Below are 11,702 nucleotides of genomic sequence, written 5' to 3'. Positions count from 1 at the left end.
GATGAAGGAAATGAGTACGTCGTAACCGCCTCACCAGAGACATCTTCCTAGGCTGTGAGAAGATGGGGGTCCGGTCGACCGAAGCTAGTCTGGAGTCCCCACTCACCCTGGGCGCCTCATCCGCGTTATCGGATGTTCGAGGTACGGCTTTGCCGTGCGAACGAGGGTGGTACCACGAAGCGATGCTTTCGTCCCTTTCCACAGGGATGAGCATCGCTTTTTTTCGTTTCGTTTAAACTGAAGGAGGAATTGTTGATGAAACCGCTCAAACCATTAACTGGCGCACAGATTCGCCAAATGTATTTAGATTTCTTCAAATCAAAAGGACATAGTGTCGAGCCGAGTGCCTCACTCGTACCGGTCGAAGACCCGACGCTTCTTTGGATCAACTCAGGTGTCGCGACACTTAAAAAATACTTTGATGGCCGCGTCATTCCAGCCAACCCGCGCATCGTCAACGCGCAGAAGTCGATTCGGACGAACGACATCGAGAACGTCGGGAAGACGGCTCGTCACCATACGTTCTTCGAGATGCTCGGAAACTTCTCGGTCGGCGACTACTTCCGCGAAGATGCGATTAAATGGGGCTGGGAACTCCTCACGAGCGATGAGTGGTACGGACTCGATCCGGACCGTCTGTCGGTGACGATTCATCCAGAAGATGAAGAAGCGAAACAAATCTGGCTCGGATTAGGCGTTCCGGCTGACCGCATCATCCCGCTCGAAGAGAACTTCTGGGAAATCGGGGAAGGCCCGTCTGGCCCGAACACAGAAATCTTCTTTGACCGCGGACCGGCGTTCGGTGACGACCCGACCGACCCAGAACTGTATCCGGGTGGCGAGAACGAACGCTACTTGGAGATTTGGAACATCGTCTTCAGTCAGTTCAACCATGATGGGCACGGGAACTATACCGAGCTCCCACGGAAGAACATTGATACGGGGATGGGTCTCGAGCGGATGGCGAGCGTCATGCAAGACGTGCCGACGAACTTCGATACAGACCTGTTCATGCCAATCATACGCGAGACGGAGAAAATCAGCGGCGAGACGTATCGCGCCGACAGCAGCAAAGATGTGGCGTTCAAAGTCATCGCCGACCATATCCGGACCGTGTCGTTCGCGATTGGGGATGGGGCCCTCCCATCGAATGAAGGCCGTGGCTACGTCCTTCGTCGTTTGCTTCGTCGTGCCGTCCGCTATGCGAAGATGCTAGGGATCGAGCGTCCGTTCATGTATGAGCTCGTCGATGTCGTCGGTGACATCATGGTCGACTTCTATCCGCAAGTCCGTGAGAAGAAAGACTTCATCAAGAAAGTCGTCAAGAACGAAGAAGAACGTTTCCACGAGACGCTTCATGACGGTCTTGCCATTTTGAACGAAGTCGCGAAAGCACAGAAAGCAGCCGGTTCGAACGTCATCAGCGGAGAAGATGCGTTCCGTCTTTACGATACGTACGGTTTCCCGCTCGAGTTGACGATTGAGTATGCTGAAGACCATAACCTCTCAGTCGACGAGGACGGCTTCAAACAAGCGATGAACGCCCAGCGCGAACGTGCCCGGACAGCCCGCGCCGACGTCGAGTCGATGCAAATCCAGTCAGGCGTACTCGCAGACATCACGCTCGCGTCATCATTCGTCGGTTACACGAACCTCAGCACGGAAGCAAAAATTATCAGCTTGATTCACGATGGTGAGCTCGTCGACGTCGTCGCAGCAGGCGAAGAAGCGCAAGTCATCCTCGACCAGACGCCATTCTATGCAGAGAGCGGCGGACAAATCGGTGACAAAGGCCAAATCGTCGGGTCGGACTTCGTCCTTCACGTAAAAGACGTCTCGAAAGCACCGAACGGCCAAAACTTGCACACGGTCACAGTCACTTCAGGTCTCGCTAAGGCAGAGGTCGCGGTGACAGCAACGGTCGACTTCGACTCACGTCAAGCGATCATTAAAAACCACACAGCGACGCACTTGTTGCATCGTGCGTTGAAAGACACGCTCGGTGAGCACGTCAACCAAGCTGGTTCACTCGTGACACCAGATCGTCTTCGCTTCGATTTCTCGCACTTCGGTCAAGTGACGGCTGAAGAGCTCCAGTCGATCGAGCGTCAAGTGAACGAACGCATCTGGGCGTCGATTGCTGTCGATATCGAAGAGATGAATATCGCCGACGCGAAAGCGAAAGGTGCGATGGCGCTCTTCGGTGAGAAGTATGGGGACGTCGTCCGCGTCGTTGCGGCCGGTGACTCGGTCGAGCTTTGCGGTGGTTGCCACGTCGGTAACACGGCTGAAATCGGACTCTTTAAAATCTTGTCGGAGTCAGGAATCGGGGCCGGCACACGTCGCATCGAGGCGGTCACAGGCGCTGGGGCTTACGAAGTGATGAACCAGCATATCGAGACGCTCGAGACGGCAGCGAAATTGCTCAAGACGAAACCGCTCGAAGTGCCGACACGTGTCCAAGCGCTTCAAGTTGAAATGAAAGAACTTGAACGCGCGAGCGAATCGCTCAAAGCGAAGCTTGCGAACATCGAAGCGTCGTCACTCACTGACTCCATCGAAACGTTCGGCGATGTCCAATTGATTGCCAAACGTGTAGACGGACAAGACATGGACGCGCTCCGTGGCATGGTCGACGAATTGAAAGGCAAGCTCGGTTCAGCCGTCATCTTGCTCGGTTCAGCGAACGGCGACAAGGTCAACCTCGTCGCAGGGGTGACGAAAGACTTGAACGACCGTGGCTTCCATGCAGGGAAATTGATTAAAGAAGTGGCGACACGTTGTGGCGGAGGCGGTGGTGGCCGTCCTGACATGGCGCAAGCCGGAGGCCGTGACGCGACAAAACTGGACGAAGCATTGAAGTTTGCTTCACATTACGTTCAATCACTGGCATAATAGAATGTGAAGTGCAAACGGAAAGAGGTGGATTCTTGTGAGCCAAATGGATCGCACGATGCAATTCAATTTTCCAGAAGATGATAATCGAGCCAACACTCGGGAAACGCTGATCACGGTGTATCAAGCACTCGAGGAGAAAGGCTACCAACCGATCAATCAAATCGTCGGATACTTGTTGTCAGGTGACCCTGCCTACATCCCGCGTCATAACGATGCGCGAAACTTAATTCGCAAAATCGAACGAGATGAGCTGCTCGAAGAGCTGGTCAAATCGTATTTGAACGATCGTAGAGAGGATTAATATGAAGCGAGTCATGGGGCTCGATGTCGGTTCGAAGACGATTGGGGTCGCTGTGAGCGACCTCATGGGATGGACGGCGCAAGGTGTGGAGACGGTCTACTGGACTGAGCCGGACTTTGACGAAGCTGTCCGTCTGCTTCAACCGATTATTGAGCAGTACGATGTGAAAGAAGTCGTTGTCGGTCTTCCGAAGAACATGAACGCGACGATCGGACCTCGGGGCGAGGCATCACAGGCGTTTGCCGCGGCCCTCACCGAGGCGACCGGTTTGCCGACGGTTCTCGTCGACGAGCGTTTGACGACGATGCAAGCGGAGCGGATGCTGATTTCAGCAGACGTCAGCCGAAAAAAGAGAAAGGCCGTCATCGATAAGATGGCAGCCGTCATGATTTTACAAAACTACCTGGATCGCGCAGGCAAATAAGGAGGAATTACGTATGGCAGAACTTAGCCGTAACGAAGAAGAAATGTACCGAATTCCAGATGAAAATGGAGACGAGCATTTATTCGCAGAAATTTTCCGGATGACGAGTGACCGCACGAACAAGACGTTTGTCGTTCTTGAGCCGGTCGGTAACCCGGAGACGGAAGACGAAGATACAATCGAAGTATACGCGTTCGAAATCGAAGAACTTGAAGATGAAGAGTTCGTCTTGAAGATCGTCGAAGACGACGCTGACTTCGAGGAAGTCATGGAAGCGTTCGATATCGTCAATGACGAAGTTGGATTAGACTAATAAGTGGGCGGGCGACTAGGGGAAACCCTCGTCGCCCATCTTCATAACAGAAGAACAGGGGAGAAATGCGCATGAACCATCCATCGATGTTTGATGAGAAGCGTGCACGTAACCGGATCGTTCGGCGAATTACGGTCATCATCCTTGCTGTCTTTCTTCTAGTTATCGCCACAGGTGCCGCGGTGTCGTATGCGTTCGTGAAACGATCGCTCGAACCCGTCGACCCGTCTTCGACCGAATCGGTCGAGGTCGAGGTTCCACTCGGTGCAGGTTCAGGGTACATTGGCGAACTACTCGAAGAGAATGGGCTCGTGAGGAATAGCACGATTTTCCGTTTTTATACACGATTTAAAAATGAATCATCGTTCCAAGCGGGGACGTATACATTGTCTCCGTCACAGTCGCTTGACGAGTTGATCGCCACGCTGAAAACTGGGAAAGTCATCGTTGTCCCGGATATCAAATTGGTGATTCCGGAAGGCTTTACAATCGATCAGGTCATCTCACGTCTCGCTAAAGTTGCAGAAATCCCGAAAGAAGAGATTTCGGCCAAACTGAGCGACGAAGAGTATATCCGCTCGCTCGTCAATGAGCATGAGATGTTGACCGACGAAGTACTCGCTGATGGGATTTACCATCCGCTCGAAGGTTACTTGTTCCCGGCCACGTATGAGTTCGACAAAGGTGTCACACTCACACAGATCATTGATGAGATGTTGAAGCCGACCGAACAGCTCTATCTCGAGTATGGGGATGAGGTTAAAGCGTCGGGACGTACGTTCCATGAGACGCTTGCGCTTGCCTCGGTCGTTGAGAAAGAGGCCGTGTCGACAGAGGACCGGCAAGAGATTGCCGGCGTGTTCGAAAACCGTTTGGCCGATGGCATGAAGTTGCAGTCTGACCCGACCGTCTGGTACGGCACCGGGGAGACGTCAATTTTCACATCGTTCAACGACCTTGAAAACGACTCGCTCTATAACACGTACCGCTACGAGGGCATCCCGATCGGGCCGATTGCTTCGGTCAGTCGTGACGCGTTCGTCGCCACACTCAACCCGAACGATACGGATAACGTTTATTTCTACGCCCGACCACCACGTGAAGGATTCCCGAACGGGGAAGTCTTGTTCGAAGTGGAATATGAGGCGCACCAACAAAACGTGAACAAGTACCGTCCGGAGTGGGAAGCGTTCGAAGAAGCAAACAACAATTGACGGATATGCGACCGGAAGCCTAGGCTTCCGGTCGTTTGAATGAATAGAGAGGTTGAGGTGTACGACGTGGAACATTCATCCTATGAAGGTTACGTGGAAAACTTGGTCACGCCGCGGTCCCCGCTCTTGGCGGAGATGGAGGCGTTCGCGAAAGAACACCACGTGCCAATCATGGACTTGACCGGTTCAGAAGTGTTGCTGTCGCTTCTGGCGTTGCAGCGCCCGGCCCGCATCCTCGAGGTCGGGACAGCCATCGGCTATAGCGCGATTCGGATGGCCGAGCTGTTACCGGACGCTGAAATCGTCACAATCGAGCGGAATGCGCGACGTCACGAAGAGGCGCTCGGCTTTATCGGACGCTCGGACGTGTCGGACCGAATCACCGTCATCCATGGAGATGCGGTCGAATTGATTGGGACGATTGAAGGAGAATTCGATGCGGTCTTTATCGATGCGGCCAAAGGCCAGTATCAAAAATTCTTTGATGGGTATGGCGCTTTAGTACCAATTGGTGGTACGATTTACAGCGATAATTTATTTTTACGAGGGGACGTCCTGCTCGAAGACGTGTCAGTGCTTGACCGCCGCCGCCGCCGGCTCGTCCGTCTCGTAAAAGAGTTTACTGAGCAATTGATGGCACGGACCGATTATCATACTGCAATTTTGCCCCTTGGTGATGGCCTAGCAATCAGTCGTAAATTACGATGAGGAGGATTTAACTTTGATGCAACATAAACCCGTCATTATCGGCGTGGCCGGGGGCACCGGATCAGGCAAGACGACCGTGGCCCGCGCGCTCGTGGATGCGTTCAAAGGACAATCGGTCGTCATGATCGAGCAAGACGCGTATTATAAAGACCAGTCAGAGATGACAATGGAAGAACGGTATAAGACGAACTATGACCATCCGTTCGCATTCGATAACGATTTATTGATTGAACACATCAAACAGTTACAAGAACATAAGGCGGTTGAGAAGCCGGTATACGATTATGCCGCACACACACGTTCGGATCAGACGATTTTGATCGAACCGGTCGATGTCGTCATCGTCGAAGGCATTCTAGCACTCGAGGACGACCGTCTCCGTGATTTGATGGACATTAAAGTGTTCGTCGACACGGACGCGGACGTGCGGATTTTACGTCGGATGCAACGGGACTTGAATGAGCGGGGTCGGTCGATCGACTCGGTCGTCGCGCAGTATACGAACGTCGTCCGGCCGATGCATCTTCAATTTTGTGAGCCGACGAAACGCTATGCGGATATTATCGTGCCCGAAGGCGGCGAGAACTTCGTTGCCATCGATTTGCTCGTGACGAAGATTCGCTGGGTGCTGACAGAACGTAACCGCGCGTAAGGGAAATAAATCGTTTTCAATTTAACCTAGCTGTAATATACTAGGAGACAATGAAGGAGTGACAGAAATGGCTGAAAAACAACATTACATGACGTTAGACGGAAAAGCGAAAATCGAAAATGAATTGAACGAACTGAAGACGGTACGCCGTAAAGAAGTCGTTGAGAATATTAAGATTGCCCGCGATTTCGGAGACTTGTCTGAGAACGCTGAATACGATGCAGCGAAAGAAGAGCAGGCAATGGTCGAAGGACGGATCGCCCAACTCGAAGAGATGCTTCGTAACGCAGTCATCATCCAAGACGATGTGGCTGATAACTCGATGGTCGCAATCGGAAAGACCGTGACGTTCTTCATTCAAGAAGATAACGAGAACGAGACGTACACGATTGTCGGGGGCGCCGAGGCTGACCCGTTCACAGGGAAAATCTCGAATGAATCACCAATTGCAAAAGCGCTCCTCGGCCGTACGGTCGGAGACGTCGTTAACGTCCAAACGCCAGGCGGCGACATGGTCGTCGAAATCAAAGAAATCAAGTAACACAAATGAGCGACTTCCACATGGATGTCGCTCTCTTTCTGAGGAGGCACTTATCATGAAAATTGGAATCATTGGAGCAATGGAAGAAGAAGTGAACTTGCTCCGCAACGAATTGACAGAACGGACGGACACGGAAATCGCCAACTATCACTTCTATGAAGGGTACCTCGGCAACGTCGAAGTCGTCATTTTGAAGTCGGGAATCGGGAAAGTGAACGCGGCCATCGGCACGACACTATTAATCGACAAGTTCAAACCGGATGTCGTCATTAATACGGGTTCAGCTGGCGGCTTTAAAAAAGGGATGAAAGTCGGCGATGTCGTCGTCTCGACCGAAGTCCGACACCATGATGTCGACGTGACAGCGTTCGGATACGAATACGGTCAAGTGCCAGGCATGCCGGCAGCATACACGGCTGACGCTCATTTAATGGATGTCTGTAAAGAAGTGATTGAGAGCCTCCATGATGTGAACGTCCATACGGGCCTAATCGTGACAGGTGACTCGTTCATCAACGACTCGAAGCGTGTCGCCGACATCCTTGGCCATTTCGAAGGCGTCGCTGCCGTCGAGATGGAAGCCGCACCGATCGCACAGACGTGCTATCAGTTCGGAATTCCGTTCGTCGTGACCCGTTCAATCTCGGACAGCGCCGACGAGGAAGCGAACTTGTCGTTCGACGAATTTTTGGAGACGGCATCGATCAACTCGGCGAAAATGGTCATGGCCGTCACGAAACGACTCGGTCAAAGTGAATAATCGAGAGGGATGCGTTGACATCCCTTTTTTATTCCCTTATATTAGTACCAGATACTAAGAATAGGGGTCATCAATATGAACATTGGAATCATTGGGATCGGTTCGTTCCTTCCGGATAACCGGATCACGAACATCGATTTGGAAAAACGAATGGATACGAGCGACGAATGGATTCGGACCCGCACCGGGATCGAGGCACGACATTTGGCCGACGCCGACTTGAGTGTCGCCGATATGGCCACACACGCTGCAGAGCGGGCGCTCCAAAGCGCAGGTGTCTCGATTGAAGACATCGATGCGATTATTTGCGCGACGGCGACGGCGCCATCGTTCCCGGCGACTGCTTGTCTCGTCCAGGCCAACCTTGGAGCCAAGCAAGCGGTCGCTTTCGACGTCAGTGCCGCCTGTAGCGGCTTCATCTTCGCGATGGATACGGCGAAGAGCATGATGCAGGCGAAAGGGTTGAAACGGACGCTCGTCATCGGAGCCGAGAAGATGGGCAACCTCATCGACTGGGACGATCGCTCGACCGCCGTCTTGTTCGGTGACGGGGCCGGTGCCGTCGTCCTCGGTGAAGACGAAGTGGCCGCCATCGATTCCATCGTGCTCGGCAGTGACGGTACAGGCGGAAAGTTCTTATATGAGAATGAAGAAGGTAAAATCGTCATGAACGGACGTGAAGTATTCAAATTCGCCGTTCGTAAAATGCCGGATATCGTACTAGAGGCACTAGAAGGAGCTGGGAAGTCAATTGAGGACCTGGACGTGCTCGTGCCACACCAAGCCAATCGTCGCATCATCGACGCTGCGATTGAACGGTTAGGGCTTCAAGAAGAAAAAGTCGTCGTCACGATTCAAGACCATGCGAACACGTCAGCCGCTTCGATTCCGCTCGCTTTGGCCGAAGCGGTCAAACACGGTAAGATTTCAAACGGTCAGACGGTCGTCGTCGCCGGATTCGGCGCCGGGCTCACTTGGGGAGCGAGTTGTCTAACATGGAATAACGCTAACATCACGGAGGAGATTAACGCATGAAACGAGTAGTCATCACAGGATTAGGAGTCGTATCCCCACTCGGGAACGACGTTACGGCAATGTGGGAACGACTGTTGAACGGGGAAAATGCAGTCGATACGTTAACGAAGATTGATATTAGCCAATATCCGGCGAAAGTCGGAGCTGAAGTCAAAGAATGGAACATCGACCACTTGGTCGAGCCGAAAGAAGCGCGCAAGATGGATTCGTTCATCCAATACTCGATTTTAGCCGCTGACGCTGCGCATCGGGATAGCGGTCTAGATGTGAAGGCGATCGCGGATGAAGTCGGGATTTGGATTGGAAGCGGAATTGGTGGTGTCGAGACGATTGACAAACAAGCGAGCATCTTGCATGAGCGTGGACCACGCCGCATCAGCCCGTTCTTCATCCCGATGATGATTCCGAACATGGCGAGCGGTCAAGTCTCGATTTACCTCGGGGCGAAAGGACCAAGCAACTGTTCGGTCACGGCTTGTGCCTCTGGAACGAACTCAATCGGGGAAGCGTTCAAAGTCATTCAACGTGGCGATGCGCTTGCGATGTTCGCAGGTGGAGCCGAGGCGCCAATCACACCGCTTTCGTTCTCAGGATTTTGTGCCAACAAAGCGCTATCGACGAACCCGGACCCGAACACGGCATGTCGCCCGTTCGATGCGAACCGTGACGGATTCATCATGGGTGAAGGCGCTGGCGTGCTCGTTCTCGAGGAATACGAGCATGCGAAAGCGCGCGGTGCCAAAATGTATGCGGAAGTCGTCGGTTACGGCATGAGTTCGGACGCCTACCATATCACGGCACCGTCACCGGAAGCGGAAGGCGGATCGAAAGCGATGAACGAGGCGCTTCGGGACGCGGGGATTCGTCCGGAAGACGTGCAATACATCAACGCTCACGGGACGAGCACACCGCTCAACGATATGTTGGAGACGAAAGCCATCCACAACGTCTTCGGTGACCATGCTCATAACTTGGCCGTTAACTCATCAAAATCGATGATCGGGCACTTGCTCGGTGCCGCCGGCGGAGTCGAGGCCGTCATTACAGCGCTATCGATTCATGAGGGACGGATTCACCCGACGATCAACTGCAAGACACCGGCAGACGATTGTGATTTAGATTATGTCCGTGAAGGAAATCGGGAACTTGATATCCAGTACGCACTCAGCAACTCACTTGGCTTCGGAGGCCATAACGCGACGCTCGCGTTAGCAAAAGTAAACGACTAATAGTAGAAAAAAGTGGCAAAAACGGGTAGGGTATAAGGGTTGAGCTAACAGAGAGGAGAATGCCAGATGAAACGATTTTTCATCGGTGCCGCCTTGTTGAGTTCAGTCCTTATCCTTTTTTTCGTTATATGGTACGGACAACGAGAGCAGGCACGAGAATTAGTACCACCTGAAGAACAAATCGTGACGATTCATGGGGAGATGTTACCGGAGCAACCGAATACGCTGCTCGCCATCGACCCGAGTTCACAGACCGTGTTATCGCATATTTATGAAGGATTGTATCGCTTCGGTGCGGACGGGGAAATCGAACCGGGACTCGTCGAGACGATGACCCGATCGGAAGACGGCGCGACATACACGTTCAAGTTGAAAGAAAGTCGTACCGTGAACGGGAATACGGTCACGGCCGAGACGTTCGTCGATCATTTCCGGATGCTCGCTGATGACGACACGAACTCTCCGTTCAGTTTCCTTTTGGAAGACGTTCTGAACGGGAAAGCGATTAGTCTCGGGACGAAAGAACCAGAGACGCTCGGCGTGAAGGCGGTCGATGCGCGGACACTCGAGTTGACACTCGAACGACCGATGGAAGGGTTCGAACAGATTTTGGCGATGCCGGCCTTTTTACCACAGACGATGATCGGGGAATGGCAAGAGCTTGATGCGAACGGTCCGTTTCAAATCGAATCATTGGATGCGGCCCAAGTCACGTTGACGAAAAACGAGGCGTATTACGATGCCGATCGCGTCACGCTCGAAAAGATTATGATGTTGGCGGATGAAGGGCTGGATTCAGAACCGGATGGCATCCATCCGATTCCATACGGCACGGATGAGGCGACCATCGACTTGCTCGAAGGCAAGCTCGTCGACGTCCCACGGAGCGGCGTCTTCTATTTGAAGCCGAACGTCGACGAATATCCGTTCGATGATGCTGATTTCCGGCGAGCGCTTGCCCTCGCCTTGAATCGGGAAGCCGTGGAAGATTCACTCGCTCGGGCCGAAGTCACGACCGAACGATTGCTCGTCACCGATGAAGCGGAACTCGACATTTCGCTCGATGGAGAAGCAACCGCACTGTTCGAGGAAGTGCTCGAGCGGCTCGAGGAAGACGAGATTGAAATCGAGTTGCTCAGTTTTGTCGATGACGAAGCGCGACAAATCGCCCAGACGATTGAAACGGAACTTGAAAAACTTCCGGGTCTTCAAGTGAACGTCGTCGAACTCCCACTTGGGGACAAAGTTAGGCAAGAAGTCGCAGGCGAGTACGCGTTGTCCCTTTCCGGTTGGCAACCGGACTATCCGGCATTCAGCGCCTATTTGACTCAATTCGAGTCAGGTAACTATTTGAATTCGAGCGGATTTGCCGATAAACCGTTCGATCGGTTGATGGAACAGGCACGTACGACCGAGGCGATTACAGACAGGAACGAGGTGTATCGACAAGCCGAAAAACGATTGTTGGAACAAGCTGTCGTTATCCCAATCTACCAAGCTGGAAGATCTTACGCGGTCGATTCCAAATATGCGGAAATCGGCTTTCCGGTCATCGGTCCTTCGTACGTCCTAACATTTTCTAAAGTTTATGAAAAATGAGCTAAAAGCCCGTCTACCTAAGCGGGCT

At 52.7% G+C, this 11,702-nt stretch carries 12 protein-coding genes; all 12 read left to right on the top strand.

Annotated features, from left to right (window positions below):
- The first annotated feature begins 255 nt into the window (after positions 1 to 255).
- Positions 256 to 2,895, top strand: a complete 2,640-nt coding sequence (gene alaS, locus KNP80_RS04545; RefSeq protein WP_214833783.1) for an alanine--tRNA ligase — start codon at positions 256 to 258, stop codon at positions 2,893 to 2,895.
- A 37-nt stretch (positions 2,896 to 2,932) separates the two neighbouring features.
- The gene (locus KNP80_RS04540; protein WP_029595797.1) at positions 2,933 to 3,199 is read left to right on the top strand and encodes an IreB family regulatory phosphoprotein; all 267 of its coding nucleotides are present in this window, start codon (positions 2,933 to 2,935) and stop codon (positions 3,197 to 3,199) included.
- A 1-nt stretch (position 3,200) separates the two neighbouring features.
- On the top strand, positions 3,201 to 3,623 hold the full coding sequence (gene ruvX / locus KNP80_RS04535) for a Holliday junction resolvase RuvX (RefSeq protein ID WP_029595796.1): 423 nt from the start codon (positions 3,201 to 3,203) through the stop codon (positions 3,621 to 3,623).
- A gap of 13 nt (positions 3,624 to 3,636) precedes the next feature.
- Positions 3,637 to 3,936 carry a DUF1292 domain-containing protein gene (locus tag KNP80_RS04530; protein ID WP_021066932.1) on the top strand — a complete coding sequence of 100 codons (300 nt, stop codon included), beginning with the start codon at positions 3,637 to 3,639 and terminating at the stop codon, positions 3,934 to 3,936.
- 71 nt (positions 3,937 to 4,007) lie between these two features.
- A complete protein-coding gene (gene mltG, locus KNP80_RS04525; RefSeq protein WP_214719532.1) occupies positions 4,008 to 5,150 on the top strand; it encodes an endolytic transglycosylase MltG in 1,143 nt (380 codons plus the stop codon).
- A 66-nt stretch (positions 5,151 to 5,216) separates the two neighbouring features.
- Positions 5,217 to 5,858 (top strand): O-methyltransferase, encoded by a 642-nt coding sequence (locus tag KNP80_RS04520; protein WP_214719531.1) that lies wholly within the window; start codon positions 5,217 to 5,219, stop codon positions 5,856 to 5,858.
- Positions 5,859 to 5,874: 16 nt separating this feature from the next.
- On the top strand, positions 5,875 to 6,510 hold the full coding sequence (udk, locus tag KNP80_RS04515; protein ID WP_214719530.1) for a uridine kinase: 636 nt from the start codon (positions 5,875 to 5,877) through the stop codon (positions 6,508 to 6,510).
- Positions 6,511 to 6,577: 67 nt separating this feature from the next.
- Entirely contained in the window at positions 6,578 to 7,051 is a 474-nt protein-coding gene (gene greA / locus KNP80_RS04510; protein WP_138859707.1) for a transcription elongation factor GreA, read from the top strand.
- A 55-nt stretch (positions 7,052 to 7,106) separates the two neighbouring features.
- On the top strand, positions 7,107 to 7,811 hold the full coding sequence (gene mtnN / locus KNP80_RS04505; protein WP_021066937.1) for a 5'-methylthioadenosine/S-adenosylhomocysteine nucleosidase: 705 nt from the start codon (positions 7,107 to 7,109) through the stop codon (positions 7,809 to 7,811).
- Positions 7,812 to 7,886: 75 nt separating this feature from the next.
- Positions 7,887 to 8,846, top strand: a complete 960-nt coding sequence (locus tag KNP80_RS04500) for a beta-ketoacyl-ACP synthase III (protein ID WP_214719529.1) — start codon at positions 7,887 to 7,889, stop codon at positions 8,844 to 8,846.
- Positions 8,843 to 10,075, top strand: a complete 1,233-nt coding sequence (gene fabF, locus KNP80_RS04495) for a beta-ketoacyl-ACP synthase II (RefSeq protein WP_214833780.1) — start codon at positions 8,843 to 8,845, stop codon at positions 10,073 to 10,075. The genes KNP80_RS04500 and fabF overlap by 4 nt, the downstream gene beginning before the upstream one ends.
- A gap of 66 nt (positions 10,076 to 10,141) precedes the next feature.
- A complete protein-coding gene (locus KNP80_RS04490) occupies positions 10,142 to 11,674 on the top strand; it encodes a peptide ABC transporter substrate-binding protein (RefSeq protein ID WP_214833776.1) in 1,533 nt (510 codons plus the stop codon).
- Positions 11,675 to 11,702 lie beyond the last annotated feature (28 nt).

Origin of the sequence: Exiguobacterium sp. E4787 (genome assembly GCF_018618375.1) — a bacterium.
GTDB lineage: Bacteria > Bacillota > Bacilli > Exiguobacteriales > Exiguobacteriaceae > Exiguobacterium > Exiguobacterium chiriqhucha.
The sequence above is the reverse complement of the archived record's forward strand: the minus strand, read 5'-3'. Positions and strand labels throughout refer to the sequence as shown.

What these genes read in the sequence shown, in the direction of transcription:
- KNP80_RS04530 (WP_021066932.1), top strand. Translation starts at nt 3,637, where the DNA reads ATGGCAGAACTTAGCCGTAACGAAGAAGAAATGTACCGAATTCCAGAT.
- mtnN (WP_021066937.1), top strand. Translation starts at nt 7,107, where the DNA reads ATGAAAATTGGAATCATTGGAGCAATGGAAGAAGAAGTGAACTTGCTC.
- fabF (WP_214833780.1), top strand. Translation starts at nt 8,843, where the DNA reads ATGAAACGAGTAGTCATCACAGGATTAGGAGTCGTATCCCCACTCGGG.
- ruvX (WP_029595796.1), top strand. Translation starts at nt 3,201, where the DNA reads ATGAAGCGAGTCATGGGGCTCGATGTCGGTTCGAAGACGATTGGGGTC.
- KNP80_RS04500 (WP_214719529.1), top strand. Translation starts at nt 7,887, where the DNA reads ATGAACATTGGAATCATTGGGATCGGTTCGTTCCTTCCGGATAACCGG.
- greA (WP_138859707.1), top strand. Translation starts at nt 6,578, where the DNA reads ATGGCTGAAAAACAACATTACATGACGTTAGACGGAAAAGCGAAAATC.
- udk (WP_214719530.1), top strand. Translation starts at nt 5,875, where the DNA reads ATGCAACATAAACCCGTCATTATCGGCGTGGCCGGGGGCACCGGATCA.
- alaS (WP_214833783.1), top strand. Translation starts at nt 256, where the DNA reads ATGAAACCGCTCAAACCATTAACTGGCGCACAGATTCGCCAAATGTAT.
- mltG (WP_214719532.1), top strand. Translation starts at nt 4,008, where the DNA reads ATGAACCATCCATCGATGTTTGATGAGAAGCGTGCACGTAACCGGATC.
- KNP80_RS04490 (WP_214833776.1), top strand. Translation starts at nt 10,142, where the DNA reads ATGAAACGATTTTTCATCGGTGCCGCCTTGTTGAGTTCAGTCCTTATC.